Annotated in this window: 11 protein-coding genes; 2 read left to right on the top strand and 9 right to left on the bottom strand. The window is 64.4% G+C overall.

Features of this window, described 5'->3' with window-relative positions:
* Positions 1 to 21: 21 nt before the first annotated feature.
* The 5 genes from AC2D9V_RS00055 to AC2D9V_RS00035 all read right to left on the bottom strand — a co-directional run bounded on the left by AC2D9V_RS00055 (position 22) and on the right by AC2D9V_RS00035 (position 5,853).
* Entirely contained in the window at positions 22 to 1,113 is a 1,092-nt protein-coding gene (locus tag AC2D9V_RS00055; RefSeq protein ID WP_484711986.1) for a LysM peptidoglycan-binding domain-containing protein, read from the bottom strand.
* A gap of 260 nt (positions 1,114 to 1,373) precedes the next feature.
* On the bottom strand, positions 1,374 to 2,483 hold the full coding sequence (locus AC2D9V_RS00050; RefSeq protein WP_484711985.1) for a hypothetical protein: 1,110 nt from the start codon (positions 2,481 to 2,483) through the stop codon (positions 1,374 to 1,376).
* Positions 2,484 to 2,591: 108 nt separating this feature from the next.
* A complete protein-coding gene (locus tag AC2D9V_RS00045) occupies positions 2,592 to 2,753 on the bottom strand; it encodes a hypothetical protein (protein ID WP_484711984.1) in 162 nt (53 codons plus the stop codon).
* A gap of 15 nt (positions 2,754 to 2,768) precedes the next feature.
* Positions 2,769 to 5,105, bottom strand: coding sequence for a serine/threonine-protein kinase (locus tag AC2D9V_RS00040; RefSeq protein ID WP_484711983.1), 2,337 nt, complete (start codon positions 5,103 to 5,105; stop codon positions 2,769 to 2,771).
* 193 nt (positions 5,106 to 5,298) lie between these two features.
* A complete protein-coding gene (locus tag AC2D9V_RS00035; protein WP_484711982.1) occupies positions 5,299 to 5,853 on the bottom strand; it encodes a gluconokinase in 555 nt (184 codons plus the stop codon).
* A 291-nt stretch (positions 5,854 to 6,144) separates the two neighbouring features.
* Between AC2D9V_RS00035 and AC2D9V_RS00030 the strand changes: the two genes are divergently transcribed.
* Together AC2D9V_RS00030 and AC2D9V_RS00025 are read left to right on the top strand one after the other, a co-directional pair.
* Positions 6,145 to 7,326 carry a porin gene (locus AC2D9V_RS00030; protein ID WP_484711981.1) on the top strand — a complete coding sequence of 394 codons (1,182 nt, stop codon included), beginning with the start codon at positions 6,145 to 6,147 and terminating at the stop codon, positions 7,324 to 7,326.
* A gap of 35 nt (positions 7,327 to 7,361) precedes the next feature.
* Positions 7,362 to 8,477: an alpha/beta hydrolase gene (locus tag AC2D9V_RS00025; RefSeq protein ID WP_484711980.1), complete on the top strand. Its 1,116-nt coding sequence runs from the start codon at positions 7,362 to 7,364 to the stop codon at positions 8,475 to 8,477.
* Here AC2D9V_RS00025 and AC2D9V_RS00020 read toward each other — a convergent pair.
* From AC2D9V_RS00020 to AC2D9V_RS00005, 4 genes are all read right to left on the bottom strand, one after another.
* Positions 8,463 to 9,710 carry an MFS transporter gene (locus tag AC2D9V_RS00020; RefSeq protein WP_484711979.1) on the bottom strand — a complete coding sequence of 416 codons (1,248 nt, stop codon included), beginning with the start codon at positions 9,708 to 9,710 and terminating at the stop codon, positions 8,463 to 8,465. The two genes, AC2D9V_RS00025 and AC2D9V_RS00020, sit on opposite strands and share 15 nt — an antisense overlap.
* Positions 9,703 to 12,768, bottom strand: coding sequence for an efflux RND transporter permease subunit (locus AC2D9V_RS00015; protein ID WP_484711978.1), 3,066 nt, complete (start codon positions 12,766 to 12,768; stop codon positions 9,703 to 9,705). The genes AC2D9V_RS00020 and AC2D9V_RS00015 overlap by 8 nt, the downstream gene beginning before the upstream one ends.
* A complete protein-coding gene (locus tag AC2D9V_RS00010) occupies positions 12,765 to 13,853 on the bottom strand; it encodes an efflux RND transporter periplasmic adaptor subunit (protein ID WP_484711977.1) in 1,089 nt (362 codons plus the stop codon). The genes AC2D9V_RS00015 and AC2D9V_RS00010 overlap by 4 nt, the downstream gene beginning before the upstream one ends.
* 113 nt (positions 13,854 to 13,966) lie before the next feature.
* Positions 13,967 to 15,544 (bottom strand): AbgT family transporter, encoded by a 1,578-nt coding sequence (locus tag AC2D9V_RS00005; RefSeq protein ID WP_484711976.1) that lies wholly within the window; start codon positions 15,542 to 15,544, stop codon positions 13,967 to 13,969.
* Positions 15,545 to 15,924: the final 380 nt, after the last annotated feature.

The raw sequence follows: 15,924 nt of genomic DNA, 5'->3' as shown, positions 1-15,924 counted from the left end.
CGTCAGCCGGCCAGTCGAGGGTTACTGGCTGAGCTTGTTGTAGTCAGCGAGGCTGGTGGCAACGATGTCGTACCATTCGCCGGACTCGCGCATCTCGGTGATGCCGCGGTTCAGCATGGCAATGTAGACACGGCCGCGCGGGTTGGTCTTCGAGGTGATGAAGTGGTAGGTCACGAAGGTCGCCAGCGCCGGGTTGACCGTCACCTTGTCGGTCGCGCCGAGTTCCTCGAAGTTCGCCGTCGCGGTTTCGGATTCGATCGAATAGATGTCGGCCTCGCCGTTCATGACGGCATTGGCGCAGTCCATCGGGTCCACCGGACGAACGTATGTGACCACGCCTTCGGCAAGGCCGCGGGTGATCAGTTCGCTGATCGACCAGGCTTCCGGACGGCAGATGCGCGCGCCGGCGAGTTCTTCGAAGCTGCGGGCGTTGGCGTACTTGTTGTCGTTCAGCGCAGTGAAGGTGTAGACGGTTTCGTAGATCGGCAGCGAGTATTCGAACTCGGTGCACATGCGGACGGAGAATTCGTCCAGGATGTCGAGTTTCGAGCAGTCCGGGCCTTCCCAGGCAACCGACATGTCGAAGGCGCCCGAGGGAAGAAGCGTGTCGACGTGGCTCATCCAGTCATCGACGTAGGCGACAGTATAGCCGCGGTCGTTGCCGCCGCGCTGCATGGCGGTGGCCCCGATGCGGACGAACATCCCGCCGCCAAGCAGGTCTTCACCGGTGAAGGGAGCCCAGTTGTTCGCTGTGACGAACTTGAGCGGCGGCTCGTAGATGTTGTTCTTCGGACGGGCTTCCTGCGCTTCGGTCTGTTCCGCGATGATCGTGCCGACCTCGGCATCCGGGGTCAGACGGCCGTCTTCGCAAGGCAGAATGAGCTGAAGGCCGGCGGGCAGGGCATTCGGGTTCGCGGCCAGCGCATCGCGGTTGGCGTTGAAGATGTTCTGGTAGTCGTAGGAGCCATAAGCCGCCTGGGCAATGGTGCCGAGCGTGTCACCGTCCTTGACCGTGTAGGTGGTGCAGGCTTCCTGAGCGTAAGCCAGCCCCGGGAGGGCGATGACCAGGGTCGACAGTGCCGCCGACCGGAGTTTGTCACATGCAGTCTTCATGTCTTGGTGTCCTTCTGACGACGGGTTCGTTGAGGCGAGTTTAAGTGCCACTTGCGAAACAATAGCATTCCTTTGGTGATGAAGGGGGTCGGAAGTGGCACGAATATGGCAATTCAAAGGATTCACTGCATCAGGTCGCCACTTACGGGAAAAGTGAACAAGTCCAGATAGCAACAGGGCGATATTAAAGTTTGTGGGGCGATTCACCCGGGTTGACCGCGTTGCAACTGGGGACAGACTGTCGCGCATGGCGGGTGTCCTCAGTTGCGCAGGGCGTTCTGTGCGAGCGCGGAGGAAACGATGTCGTACCACTCGCCCGTCTCATACATCTCGACCAGCCCGGAATCGAGTTGCACGATCAGCTCGATCGCGCGCGGGTTCGACTTGTGCGCGATCACGTGCAGGCTTTGGAGCGATGCCAGATGCGGGTTCTGCGCAAAGCGCCCGACCAGGCCAAGCTGGGCGATGGCGGAGTCGCCCACCTCGGCGTCGATCGACACGAGGTCGACTTCGCCAGCCGCGAGAGCCTCGAAGCAGTCAGTGACTTCGACCGGACGCACGAGCCTTATGGACGACACGTCCAGCCCCGCCGTGTCGAGAACTCCGGTCGTGAATCCCTCGGGCCGGCAGATCCGCTTGCCCTCGAACGCCGCATAGGAAGTTGCCAAGACGAGATCGCTTTCAGCGAGGGCGAAGAAGCCGTCGACAATTTCGTAGAAGGGGGCCGAGAAGACGAAGTCATCGCACCGCGCCTGATCGCCCGGGCTGAGCATGACCTTGCCGGAGCAGTCCGGCTTGATCCATGGAAAGCTGATGTCATAGGCTTGCGACGGGAGCAGGGCGTCAATATGTGCCTGCCAGTCGTTGATGAAGGTCATCGTGTAGGGAATGGCCGGATCAGCGCGGAAGATGGCCATTTCGACCAGTTGGGTGAAGAAGCCCCCGCCGGGCAATGTTTCGTCGGTGAAGGGAGCATAGCCGTTTCCGGTGACCATGCGGACGGGCGAAGGGGCCGGCGCGGCCGGTGCCGGTGCGGCCTCCGGCGCTGCGGCAACAAGTTCGACGGTGGCGTCGTCAGCCGTCGCCGCGGTGGTGTCCGCCGCTGCAGCGGTCGGGTTGGCAGGATCGCAGGGGATCACCAGTCGCGCGCCGACCTCGATCAGGTCGGCCTTGGCACCGATGACCTCGACATTGGCGTTGTAGATCACGCGGAACAGGTCGGCGTCGCCATAGGCGGTGCGTGCGATGAACCGCAGATTGTCACCGGCAACCACGGTGTAGGTCGTGCAGGCTTCCTGTGCGTGAACTGCCCCACCGGACAGAAATGCTGCGGTACATCCGATGCAAAGCGATCTTGCAGTGGTCTTCATCAAGGCAACTCCATTACGCACCGTTGCTTTGGCTCATTCCGATCTTCGTCAGAGGCCTTCGCTGTCAGCAGTCGAGGCGGAAGGTTCGGAGAGCGTTCGGGTCCGGTATCAGGTTTCTTTGGTCTCGGCCGACTGCTTGCGCACGACGGCCCGGTTCAGGGCATACACGAGAAAATCCATGGGTCGTTCGGCCTTGGGCACGAATGCGGCTGAGGTTTCGTCGCCAGTTTCGCGCCTTGCCGTTTCCTGTGTCGATGCGAGGAACGCCATCACATGTCCTTTCGGTCAGTCCGCGGCCAGCTGCATTGCAGCATCCTGGATCCGGTTGTCGCGCAGCACCGAGAACGTGGTGACACCGACACCCTGTTCGACAAGCGCTGCCAGGATCGTTTCAAGGGCCTCGGGCGTCTCGAGCGCAGTTCCGGTGGTCCGGTCACGATAAATGACGTCGCCCTGGCGGAGGCTGGTCGTTTCAGGACGGGTGACGCCCGCAACGATCGTCTGCCACTGACCGTCCACGGTTCGGATTTCGAGGTTCAGTCCGTTGCCAAGGCTGACGAGACGGGTCGCGGGGACGGTCATCAGGCCGGCTTCGCGTTGTTGGTCTGCACCGGCGTATTCCACAACGACGCGGGCCATGCCGTCGGGATCGACTTTCATCGAGTTCAGGACGGACGTTGCGACGCTGCCCGTGAGTTGCACATCGTTGCCATTGACCGTGTAGATGAGGACGCCCGGAGCAAGCCAGGTTCCCGCTTCGGCGATGTCGAACCCGGGCAGCAGGCCCTTGACGACGGCCGTGCGCTGCCCATCGATGATCCGATTGTCCTCGACGAAAGGAAGCTTGATGTCCCAGACGGCAAAGCTGACCTGGTTCGCCCGGAGGACGCCCTCGGGTGCGGGGAAGGCGGGTGCCGCGGCAACTTCGGGTTCGGCAGCGGGAGCCGGTTCCACAGCGTCGGTGGATGTCGCTGCGGCCTCGGTCGCACTGGCCGGCTCGGCTTCGGCACCAGCAAGAGGTGCGGCGGGTTCGGTCGGAGCGACCGCAGCTTCGGCTTCGGCGACGACTTCCGGTTCCGTCGTGACAGGGGAGGGAGCAGCGGAAGCTTCCGGTTCGGGTGAAGAGGCCACAGCTTCGGTCCCGCTTGTGGATACCGACGCCGCTGTGACTGGGGCAGTTGCCGGCGCATCGGTTGCGGCTGGCTCGGGGGCCGCCGTGATAACGGTCTCCACGGGGGCGTCAGCTTGTGGCGCTGCCGGTGTATCGGTTGCAGCCGGCACGGGGGCCGCTGCGGAAGCGGTCTCCGCGGGGGCACCGGCTTGTGGCGCTGCAGGCGCCGTGGTCGAAGGGGCAGGAGCTTCCGCAGCGGCCGCGATCTCCGAAGCTGGCGGTGTATCGTCGCCCTGCATGGACATGATGGCAACGCCGACAACTGCCAGGGTGACGGCGATGCCGGCGAGAATCTGGGCGGTGCCGATCCCCGGTTTCGCTTGCTTGGGCGCAGCTTCGGCGAGGGCGGCCGTCCCTTGGGCCCGGGAGGTGGTGCGTGCGAATTGCGGCGGCGCGCCGAAAGAACCGGCGTCCGGCGCCAAGGTTGCCGCGATGCGCTCGGCCTTGGCCCGATCATGGACGAGGTCTGGCGCAGGTTCCTTCGACTTCACGATGCGACCGCTGCTGGCGGAGACGGTCGTGTTGTCCGAGAACATCGCCAGCCATTCCGACGCAGACTGAACCCGCTGCTTCGGCATGGTCGAGAGCGCCTTGTCGATCGCTGCCAGAAAGCCCGGCGGATAGCCTTCGAAGCGCCCGTCGAGCGGGACGTAGGGATCGGGCCGGTTTTCCGCCAGTGCAGCGAGCCGCGCCTGGCCGTTCGCTGGCGCTTCGCCGGCGATGAGGTGGAAAAAGGTTGCCCCGAGAGCGTAAAGGTCGCTCCACGGGCCTTGCTCGGACCCGGCGATATAGAACTCTTGCGGCGAATAGCCGTCCTTCACCACGCGAAGGGCAGACATCGCGCGGTTCGACTTCGAGGCCTGCTCGCGCGCGGCACCGAAATCGATCAGCACGGGTTCTCCGGACTTGGCAATCAGCACATTGTCCGGGGAAATGTCACGGTGCAGCATGTCATTGGCGTGAATGAAGCCGATCGCGTGAAGCAGCTTTTCGACAATGACGACGATCTCGGGAACGGTCGGCATGACGCCTTGGCCGTCGATGATCTGTTGCAGGTCAAGTCCATCAACGAAGTCAAGCGCCATGTAAGCGGTGCCGTTGTCCTCGAAGACCTGATGGACGGCCACGATGTTCGGATGCACGATCTTGGAAAGGTTGCGCGCTTCCTTGACGAAAAGCTGAACGACCGACCGGAGTTCGGCCGTGTGCGCGCGGGACCGGGCAGCAACCATCGTCTTGCTGCGGCGGCTGAAGGCAGACGGGAAGCATTCCTTGATCACCACATCGCGATCAAGGCTGTCCTTGGCAAGATAGGTGATCCCGAAGCCGCCGCTGTTGAGGTAGCGCGTGATCGTGTACTGGCCCTTGAGCAGCTTGGTGCCCGGCGGCAGTTCATCGACCACATCCTCTGCATCCTCGATCGGCATTTCGACAGCTTTTTGCTGCGCCATCTCGGCAATCCTTCCGCGCGTAATTTCTGGCTCAGGCGTCCGTGGGAAGATGCCCAGGACCTTGCCTTGGGCATGATGCCCCTGGGCTGATCAGACATCGTCCACACGAACGCATCAATCCACACTTTAAGGGATGGTTGTGGATGAGGGCGAAAATGGGGCGCTCAGGTGGAATCTTGAAGGACCGGACCAGTCAACTTCTGGGCGAGAAACGCCCCGATTCGACTGGGAAAAGCTGCGTAAGGACACCCGCAATGATGCCCTCTGGCGATTGTGCGATATCGACGGTGATCGCATCTTCGTCAGGGCCAGGCGGCTCCAGATCCCGGATCTGGCTGTCCAGAAGTGCGGCTGGCATGAAGTGACCCGTGCGGTCTTCCATTCGGCTGCGAACGAGGTCGGGGCTACCGTGCAGATGCACCGGCAAGAGCCCGGGAAGGTGCTTCCGCAAGAGGTCACGATAGCGTCGCTTCAGCGCCGAACAGGCAATGACCACCGGGCGATTATCGCCTTGCCATGCGGTGCCGGCGGCGATTGCGACGGCTTCGAGCCAGGGTTGGCGCATCGCGTCGTCCAGCGGGCGGCCGGCGCGCATCGCCTCGATGTTCGCCGTTGGGTGAAGGCTGTCACCTTCGATGAAGGTGCCACCAATGGCTTCGGCAAGCCCGGCTGCAACGGTCGACTTTCCGCAGCCCGATACGCCCATGACCAGCACGAATCTGGGGGCTGCGGTGTTCGGGCCGGTCATCCTCGTCGTTCTCCTGACACCGCATCAGCCTTACGGGAATGCGGGGAAACCGGTCAACTGGCACCGGACGCTGTTCGGCCCCCAGGAAGGCAGATTCCGCAGCGGCGGCACAAGTTCTTGCGCCCGCATCAAGGCAGCGCTTGCCTGACCGGGCAGCACAAGTTAGCGTGTCAGAACAGAAGCTTGCCCGGCTTCGGATAAGGGGGCCGGGCGGCAGTCGTCAGGCTGTATGTGCCCAGTTCGCCAGGTAGGGCGTCAGAGCCAGAATACCGTCAGAAGCTGGAGGGCCGAATGCCAAACGACCTGCGCTACCTGGTGCCCATCATGTTGCTGCTGCAGGTACCGTCGGTTGCGGCGGAGGACGTGGATGAGCTGGACTTCTACTACGGCGACCTCGAGGCGGATGCGCCGATCGAGGTCGATGAAGAGGACGAGCTGACCTATGGCATCGAGACCGGGGGCGAGGTCACGGTCTACGGGCAGTTCAACCCGGTCTACCAGAGCTTTGACGATGGACAGGAGACAACCAGCGGCATTGTCGACAACGGAAACTGGAACAGCCGGATCGGCGTGATGGGCACCCAGCCTTTGGATTTCGGGACGCTCCGCTTCCGGGCGGAAACGGCCTTCGGCCTGCGCAACAGTGCCCTTGTATCACAGGACTTCACACCGGACGTTCTGGACTGGAACCGGGGCTGGTTGCGCTGGTTCGAGGTAGCCTTCGATACCGATTACGGCACCTTTTCCTTCGGGCAGGGCAGTTCGGCCTCGGATGGAACGGCGGGGCTGGACGACAGCTTCACCTTTGTCGCCGGGGCGACGGATTCGTCCGACGGCTTCGGTGCCTTCCGGTTCCGGGACGCGGACGGCAACCTGACCGGGGTAAGCGTCGGCTCGGTAAATGCGGTCCTGAACGGTGCCCGACGGTTTCGGGTGCGGTACGACACCCAGGCAATGCAGGGCTTCGTGGCCTCGGCCTCGTACGGGGTCAACCTGCTTTCGACCACGGATGACAACGACTACTACGACATCGCCCTGCGCTGGACTGGTGAGCTCGGCGATGTCGCGGTGCGCAGCGGCATCGGCTATCAATGGATCGACAATCCCGAAGGCACGAACGTCCGGCGGATCGCCGGTTCGGTCTCGGCTTTGCACGGGCCGACCGGGTTGAACCTTGCCCTGTCGGCGGGCGAGGTGATCGACGGTGAAAGCTATGTCTGGACGCGGGCCGGCTGGCGTGCCGATCTCTTTGCGGCCGGTACGACCTCGCTTTCGGTGGACTATTACCGGGGGCGCGACTTCAGGACCGACGGCGCGCGCACGGGGCACTACGGGGTCTATGCCGTGCAAAGCCTGGATGACGCCTCGCTTGACCTTTACGCCGGTTGGCGGCGGTTTTCCTACAGTGACCTTACGGGGACCGAGTATCAGGACGCGACCGGCGTTCTGGTTGGGATGCGCTGGGCGTTCTGAGCTTTGTCAGGAGGTTTGACCAGGAAAGCGCCACCATGAAGAAGCCGGGAACGCTCGGATTTGTTCTGGTAGCTGCCCTGGCGGCCTGTGCTCCGCGTGGGGCGATCACGCTGTCCCCGGCGGCGGCCGAAATCGGAACGGTCCGAGAGCTTTTCGTGGCGAGCGCGCGAGCCCCGGATGAAGTCGGGCCCGGCTTTTCGGGTGCTCCAGCGGCAAGTCTGGGCTTCGCGGCTTTCGAGGTTGCGGTCCCGCCGGATCGGGCGCCCGGAACTGTGTCCTTCCCGCCGGCCCGGGGCGCGCCTGACCCTAGAACTGACTTCCTGACGGTTTTCGCTGCCAGCTTTTCAAGCAGCGATGCCTTCTTGGCGAGTGTGAATGAGGCCGTTGCGGCCTTGCCACCTGGTCAGCGTGATGCCTTCGTCTTCGTCCACGGCTTCAACACCAACTTTGCGGAAGGCCTCTATCGGCACGCGCAGATGAGCCACGATTTCCGCACGCCCGGCATCAGCATCAGCTTCACCTGGCCTTCGGCCGCGCGGGTCACCGCTTATGGCGCGGATCGCGAGGCGACGCTTGTGGCACGGGACAGGCTGCAGGAGTTGCTCGGCCTTCTCGCCCGATCGGAAGCGGAGCGGATCGTTGTTCTGGGGCACTCAATGGGCGCCATGGTGGTGATGGAAGCCATGCGCCAGACCGCAATGACCAACGACCGTCGGGTCCTGGGCAAGATCGATGCCGTTGTGCTTATGGCACCCGATCTGGATATCAGCGTCTTCCGCGCCCAGATGCAGCCAATCGCGGCGCGCAACCTGGATGTGATCGTCTTCACCTCGAGTGGCGACCGTGCCTTACGCGCCTCGGCCCGGCTGCGGGGGGAAACGGCACGGCTTGGAAACATCTCCAGCGCCCAGCCTATTGCCGGTCTTCCTGTGGTCGTCGTCGACCTGAGCACTTTGCAGGGTGAGGAAGATTCCCTCGGCCATTTCAAGTTTGCCACCTCGCCTGCGCTGATCGCCCTCTTTTCGGGGATGGGAGCGGTGGGATTGGATATGCTGCGCGACCAGCCGCAGGCGATAGGACTGATCGAGGCCGGGGCAGGGCTGGTGACCGGCACCGCAAGCGCGATTGTCGAGCCCTTAGGGCCCGGATGAGTGTTGCGTCGGCCAGACGATGTGGGCCAGCAGTGTTGCGGCCGCGGTCAGGACGCCGAACAGCAGGAAGGTCGCGGGGAGGCCAAGCTCGGCCCCGGCCCAGCCAGCGGCGGAATAGGCGACGAGAAGGCAGATGTTGGTGATCGAGAACTGCGCGGCAAAGAGTGTCTGCAGGTCTTCGGGCGGGGCGACCCGGCGGATGACATAGCTGGCCGGGGTCAGGGCTAGGGCAACCCCGACGCCGAGCAGCATCCAGAGCGCAGCGAGAGTAACCAGTTTGTCGGCGACAGCCCCCGTCAGAAGGGCGACGGCGATCAGGGTGCCCCCGCCAAGCATCACCCAGCGCTCGTGGATGCGGGGCAGTGTGGCCGACACGACCAGCGCGCCGGCGATCGAGCCAGCGCCGAAGACGAAGAAGGCGGTTGCGGCCGCATCGACATCAAGGTCGAAAGCCCCCTGGATGATCACCACCGTGTTGACCATGACCATGGCGGTGGCGAGCGCCATCGCGACGTCAAGCGCGAGGATGGCCCGGAACTGTGGTTCGGCCAGGAAGAGGCGCGGGCCGCGCAGCGCCTTGGCCAGGAACCCGCCCTCGCCGCGCGTTGTGTGGCGCGGGAGGTTCGCCTGCCAGACGAGGACAGCCGAGACAAGGAAGGCGGCGGCGGCAATGATGAACACCCCCGTGACCGTGGCCACGACGATCAGGGCGCCGGCCAGCATCGGGCCGATGGCCCCGTCAAGTTCGGACGCGATGCGCGAGCGGGCAAGCGACTTGGCATAATCCTCGGCATTGCCCAGAAGGTATGGAACGACCGTCATGTAGACGAGCGTGAAGGTCGCCGAGGCCAGGGCAAAGATGAACACGAGGCCAAAGATCTGGCCCTCTGACGTCGCCAGCGGCAAGAGGCAAAGGCTGCCGGCGCGGATCAGGTCAAGCGCAATCAGCAGTTCCTTTCGGGGCAGGCGTTCGGTCAGGGCCGCCGAGACCGGGGCGGCAACGACATAGGCCAGCATCTTGATGGAAAGCGCCGTCCCAAGTATCGCGCCAGACTCTTCGCCCGAAAGGTCGAAGGCCAGAAGCGCCAGCGCGACGGTGGCGATGCCGGTCGCGAAAAGCGCCAGCACATAACCCGCGAAGAGCCGGTAGTAGCTGCGCTTGTCGCTGACCCCGCTCCAGGCCAGTGATCCCGGCGCGGCGGCCCGTTCAGGGTCGGACGGCAGGTCAGGCATCCTGACCTGCGGCCGCCCCTTTCGGCCCATCGCGATGGATCGTGACGTAGACCGTCGGCAAGAGGATCAGCGTCAGGAGCGTCGCCACCAGAAGCCCACCCATGATCGAAATGGCCATCGGGCCCCAGAAAAGCGTGGGCGCGATGGGGAGCATGCCAAGGACGGTGGACAGCGCGGTCAGGAGAAGCGGGCGGAGGCGGCTGGAGGCAGCGGAAACGGCGGCCTCCTCGACCGACTTGCCGGAAGCCCGGTCCTCGCTGATCTGGGTGATCAGGATGACGGAGTTCTTCGCGATCATCCCGATCAGCGCGAGAATGCCGAGGATTGCCACGAACCCCAGAGGGCGCCCGAACATCAGAAGCGCGCCTACGACGCCGATGAGGCCCAGCGGCAGCAGAAGCAGCACCGTGCCCACGTCCTTGAAGTTACGAAGCTGGATCATGAGGAGTGTGACCATGATGAACAGCATCAGAGGCACGACGGCGAAGACCGAGCCGCTGCTTTCCTCGCTGGTCTCGACCGTGCCGCCGACCTCGATGGTATAGCCGACGGGCAGGGCAGCGTTCATCGCGGCGATCTGCGGCTCGAGAGCCGCGACCGCAGCCTCGGGCGTATCGCCGTTCACGACATCGGCCAGGATCGTCAGCGTCGGAACCCGGTCGCGCCGCCAGAGGAGCGGCTGTTCCTGGTCGAAGCGGAAGCTTGCGAACTGGCTGAGCGCCACCGTCCGCCCGCCCGGCACCGGCACCTGCAGGGTCGCAAGATTGTCGAGGGACACGCGGCTGCCATCGGCGGCGCGGGCCACCACGTTTACAAGGTAGATGTCGTCGCGGAGTTGCGTCACCGGTGCGCCGGACACTGCCGTCTGCAGAACCGAGGCAAGCTGCGCCGAGGTTAGCCCCAGGCGTCGCGCCTGGGCCTGGTCAACCTCGATCCGAAGCTGGCGGGCGGGCTCGATCCAGTCGAAGTGCACCTGCCGGGCGTTCGGGTAGCTTGCGACCAGCCCGGCAAGCTCCAGCGCCTGGCTGCGCAGGACCTCCGGGTCCGGTCCGGACAAACGGTATTGCAGCGGCCAGCCGATCGGGGGCCCAAGCTCCAGCGGGCTGACGCGGCTGACGGCTTCGGGGAATTCTTCGGTCAGGAATTCCGACAACCCATCCTGCAGGCGCTGGCGTGCCTCGAGATCATTGGCCATGACGACGATCTGGGAATGGTTGTCGCTTGGCGGCCGGATCGACAGCGGCAGGTAGAAGCGGATGACGTTGCGTCCGACGTAGGAGGTATAGAACTGTGCGTCGCCGCTGGCCTCGATCCAGTCCTCGATCCGCTTGATCGCATCCTCGCTGGCGAAGATCGAGCTGGAGCGGGGAAGCTGGAAGTCGACGATCAGCTCGTTGCGGTCGGAGGCGGGGAAGAACTGGCGATTGACCTGCCCGAAGCCGAGATAGGCGAGCACCACCAGCGCAGCCGTCACGGCAAAGGTGATCCAGCGGAAGCGGATCGCCGTCCGGAGGATCGACTGGTAGGCGAGGAGAAAGCGTCCCGGGGGCGGTTCAGCCGTGCCCGCGGCCGGCGGCTTCAGAAGGGCGGAACTGATGAGGGGGGTGAAGATGACCGCCACCAGCCACGAGGTCAGAAGCGCGATGGCGACCACCTGGAAGAGCGAGATGGTGTATTCGCCGCCCTGGCTTTCGGCAAAGCCGATCGGGACGAAGCTCGCGATGGTGATCAGCGTGCCGATCAGCATCGGCGCGGCAAGGGTGCTGTAGGCGAAGCTTGCCGCCTTCTCCATCGTGTCACCGGAAGCAAGGCGCCGCAGGGTGGCGTCCACCGTCGTCATCGCGTCGTCCACCAGAAGCGCCAGCGCGATGATCAGCGCGCCGAGCGACACCCGCTGCAGGTCGATCTGCATCGATTGCATGATGACGAACACGATGGACAGCGTCACCGGAATGGCGATCGCCACGACGGCGCCGGGCCGGACCCCCAGGAGCAGGAAACTGACGACGAGGATGATCGCCACGGCCTGCCAGAGCGAGGCGGTGAAGTCTCCGATGGCAAGATCGACCACGGCGGGCTGGTCCGAGATCAGGATCGGCTCGATCCCGACGGGAAGGTTCGCGACCGATTGGCGCATCGAGCGGGTGACGTTCTCGCCAAGTTCGAGGATGTCGCCGCCCTCGGCCATCGAGATCGCGAGCGCGATGGCCCGCTGGCCATTGACCCTGAGCAAGGGCTGCGGCGGGTCGATGTTGGCGCGCCGGACGGTGGCGATGTCGCCCAGCCGGATCGTGCGGCCCCCGGCGACAAGTGTGGTCTCCAGCACGTCCACCTCGGAGGTGAAGGCGCCCGAGACGCGGAGTGCGAGGTTCTCGGTCCCCGAGTTGATGACGCCCGAGGGCCGGACCGCGTTCTGCGCGGCGATGGCGTTGAAGATCTGGCCGTAGTCGAGGCCCATCGCGGCCACACGGTCGGGCTGGAACTCGATCAGGACCTGTTCTTCCTGCGCGCCGATCCATTCGATCTTCGAAATTCCCTCGACGTTGCGCAGAAGGTCGGACCGCACGATGTCGACCTGATCGCGCAGCTCGCGGTCGGAAAAGCCGTCGGCGGTGAAAGCGTAGATGATGCCGAACACATCGCCGAAATTGTCGTTCATGAAGGGACCGAGCACACCCTGCGGAAGGGTGTGGCGAATGTCGCCGATGTTGTTGCGCACCTCCTGCCAGACGGCGGGAACGCGTTCCGGCGGGAATTCGCCCAGAAGGTCGACATAGATCGTGACGATCCCGGGCCGGGTGATCGACCGCACCGCGTCAAGCCCGGTGGTTTCCTGCAGGCGACGCTCCAGCCGGTCAGTCAGCTGGGTCTGTGTCTCTTCCATCGTGGCACCGGGCCAGACGGCGGTGACAAGCATGGTCTTGATGGTGAAGCCAGGGTCCTCGTCGCGGCCAAGGTTGATGAAGGCGAAGACCCCGGCCACGACACCGACCAGCATGAAATAGATGGCAACCTGCTTCGTGCGCAGCGCCCATTCGGAAAGGTTGGGGCCGATCACGAGGCACCCCCGGCAAGCCGGACGACCTGGTCGGGGCGCAGCGCCTGTACACCGGCGGTGACGACAATGTCACCGGGGTTCAGGCCCTCAAGCACAACCACGGCGGCGGGAGTGAAGCGGTCGACCGTCAGCTGGCGCAAGGACACCGCCATCGTGGCCGGATCGACGACCCAGACCGCCGGCTGCCCGTCGATCGACGTCAGGGCCGAGGCTGGGATCTCGATGCTGCCGACGGCGTCAAGCGTGGTCGTGGCCGTGATGGCCGAGCCGAGCCGCATGTCGGCGGGCGGGTCGATGAGACCGATCCGGACGCGGAAAGTTCCGGTGACGGCATCGGCGCGCGGGGCGACCTCGCGGATACGTCCCTGAACGGTCACGGCGGGATTCTGCGACAGGGCGACGGTGATGGTCAGGTCCGTCGCGTTCGCATCGCCGACGATACCGGCGGGGACATCGACAACGGCATCCTTGCCGTCGTCCCGCGCGATCTGGACGATCATCCGCCCGGGTTGCACGACCTCGCCCGGTTCGGCCCCGACCACGGTGACAGTGCCGGGTGCGTCGGCCAGAAGGACGGTATCGTTCAGTCGGCGCTTGGCGATGCCAAGCTGCGCGCGCGCGGAATCCGCTGCCGAGGTGGCCGAGGTCAGCTGCGCTTCGGCCCGGTCAAGCCCTGCCCGCGCCAGAAAACCCCTGTCGTAAAGCTGGCGCTGACGGTTGAAGTTCTCCTGCGCCTCGGTCAGGAGGGCCTGCGCGGAGGCGACGGCGGCCTCGGCAGCACGCAGGCCGTTCTCCTCGTCCGCCGGATCGAGTTTCGCCAGCGGCTGCCCCGCCGTCACGACGTCACCGACGCTAACCAGCCGTTCGATCACCCGGCCACCGATCCGGAAGCCGAGGTCGGCCTGCAGCTGGCTTTCGACCACGCCTGCGACCGTCACGGTCTCGCCCGCGAGTTGTTCCTCGACCGTGATGGTCCGGACGGGGCGCGCCTCGACCTCATCCGGGGCCTCTTCTTCGACGCAGCCGGCCAGCGTGAAGCCGGCAAGGCCAAGACCGACACCAAGGGCAAATCTGCGAAGCGTCATGAGTGGCATGTGTGCAATCCTATCGGGGTAGGCGTCCGGCCACCTCTAGAGGCGACCGGCCATTGGTGTCGATCCCTCGTCGGGACCAGGAAGCGGGCCGATCCGGGCGACGATCACGCCGGCCCGAGCGGCAGTCCAAGAAGGAACCAAGCGATCAGAAGGAGCGTCCAGAGCACCAGCAAGATGGCGGTGTAGGGCAGCATCAGCGCGACGATCGTCCCGATCCCCGCCTCCTTCTGGTACTTCTGGGCAAAGCCCACCATCACCGCGAGATAGACGTTCAGCGGGGTGATCACGTTCATCGGGCTGTCGCCGACGCGATAGGCGGCAAGGACGAGGTCCGGATCACCGCCAAGGCGCATGAAGAGCGGCACGAAGACCGGGGCCAGGATCGCCCATTTCGCCAGTGCCCCCGTCAGAATGATGTCGATGATCGCGACCACCACGACGAACAGGATGATGTAGGCCGTGCCACCCAGCGCTGTCGTCTGCAGGAAGTCGGCCAGGTTGACGGCGAGGACGGTCGCAAGGTTCGTGTAGTTGAAGAAGGCGATGAAGTTCGCGATCACGAACAGCAGGAAGATCATTCCGGCCAGCCCGCTCCATGTCTTCACGATCAGGCCGATGGCCGCGGTGACGTTCGGGATCGTGCCGGCGGCCTTGCCATAGGCATAGCCGACGAAGAGGAACAGAAGGCTGATCATGATGATGAGGCCGCTCATGAAGGGCGAGCCGGACATAATGCCGCCGGTCGTCTGGTTCCGCAGGATACCGGCCCAGGGACCCCAGGTAATCGGCGGGGCGGTCAGCGCGAAGATCACCAGCGCGAAGATCAGGAGCGCGCGCCCCGCAGCCTTGAGGCCGGCCTGCTGTTCAGCGGTCAGTCCTTCGCTCTTCTCAACCGGAACCCCGCCCGTATAGGCGCCAAGCCGCGGCTCGACGTATTTCTCGGTGATGACCGTGCAGACCAGCGCCATGACGATGGACGAGACGATCATGAAGAAGAGGTTGCCAACGGGCGTGATCACCTGGCTCGGGTCAACGGTGCGCACCGCGTCGTTCGTTACCTCGACCAGAAGGGCATCGGTCGGCGTCACGAAGACGTTGACCAGGAACACCGCCGCAACGCCGCTGAAGCCGGCAGCAAGGCCCGCCAGCGGATGCCGGCCAAGGCTGTGGAAGGCAGCCATCGCCAGGGGCACCAGCACCAGGTAGCCGGCATCGGCGGCGATCGAAGAGATGACGCCGACGAACACGATGATGAAGGTGAAGAACTTCTCGGGGGCGATGGCGACAAGCTTGCGGACGAGGGTGGCGATAAGGCCCGATTCCTCCGCAAGTCCCACGCCGATCATCGCCACGAGGATCACACCGACCCCGGTGAAGGCGAGGAAGTTGGCCACCGGGGTGGTGAGCATGAAGCGGAGTCCGTCCGGTGACAGGAGGCTGCGAACCGTCGCCTGCTGCTCGACAATGTCGCCCAGACCTTCGTCGTAGCCCTCGAAAGTGACCGTCGTTCCCAGCGCCCCGAAGATTGCTGACAGCACGATCACGATGCCGATCAGGATCATGAAGATGATCGCCGGATGCGGAACCGCGTTTCCAACCCGTTCCACCGTGGCGAGAAACCCGCCCGGCGCTTCCTTCTCGGCGATCAGTTCCTTTTTCGGCTTCGTTGACTTCGCAGCCATTCGTTGTCTTCCCCCGTTGTTCGTGTACGGCTGCCGGAGGCACCAGGCCGCAGGCATGGCATCGACCAGGCTTTCGGCCGACCCTGTAACCGTCAGCGTGTTCAGTCTTGCCGGCAACACCGATACGTCATCAAGAGTCGATATCCATTCCCGGTATTGTGTTTGTCCGAAACCGGACTTTGTGCCTGAGCGCAAGCTGGCACCCCAAGGCATGGCCGGCCGACCGGTTGGCAGCAAGAGGTCTGAAGGGAGTTGCGTGATGCGGGCTTGGGCAAGGGCAATGGTTCTGGCAGCGGCAGGGGCCCTTGCGGCACCGATGGCCGCGGCAGAGACGCTGACGGATGCGCTGATCGCCGCCTATCGCAACTCGAACCTTCTGG

This window comes from Tabrizicola sp. T46, from assembly GCF_057219895.1.
This window is presented reverse-complemented; position numbering and strand designations above follow the sequence as displayed.

Excerpts from the sequence above, each read along its gene's own strand:
- AC2D9V_RS00055 (WP_484711986.1), bottom strand. The coding sequence starts at position 1,113 with ATGAAGACTGCATGTGACAAACTCCGGTCGGCGGCACTGTCGACCCTG.
- AC2D9V_RS00050 (WP_484711985.1), bottom strand. The coding sequence starts at position 2,483 with ATGAAGACCACTGCAAGATCGCTTTGCATCGGATGTACCGCAGCATTT.
- AC2D9V_RS00045 (WP_484711984.1), bottom strand. The coding sequence starts at position 2,753 with ATGGCGTTCCTCGCATCGACACAGGAAACGGCAAGGCGCGAAACTGGC.
- AC2D9V_RS00040 (WP_484711983.1), bottom strand. The coding sequence starts at position 5,105 with ATGGCGCAGCAAAAAGCTGTCGAAATGCCGATCGAGGATGCAGAGGAT.
- AC2D9V_RS00035 (WP_484711982.1), bottom strand. The coding sequence starts at position 5,853 with ATGACCGGCCCGAACACCGCAGCCCCCAGATTCGTGCTGGTCATGGGC.
- AC2D9V_RS00030 (WP_484711981.1), top strand. The coding sequence starts at position 6,145 with ATGCCAAACGACCTGCGCTACCTGGTGCCCATCATGTTGCTGCTGCAG.
- AC2D9V_RS00025 (WP_484711980.1), top strand. The coding sequence starts at position 7,362 with ATGAAGAAGCCGGGAACGCTCGGATTTGTTCTGGTAGCTGCCCTGGCG.
- AC2D9V_RS00020 (WP_484711979.1), bottom strand. The coding sequence starts at position 9,710 with ATGCCTGACCTGCCGTCCGACCCTGAACGGGCCGCCGCGCCGGGATCA.
- AC2D9V_RS00010 (WP_484711977.1), bottom strand. The coding sequence starts at position 13,853 with ATGACGCTTCGCAGATTTGCCCTTGGTGTCGGTCTTGGCCTTGCCGGC.
- AC2D9V_RS00005 (WP_484711976.1), bottom strand. The coding sequence starts at position 15,544 with ATGGCTGCGAAGTCAACGAAGCCGAAAAAGGAACTGATCGCCGAGAAG.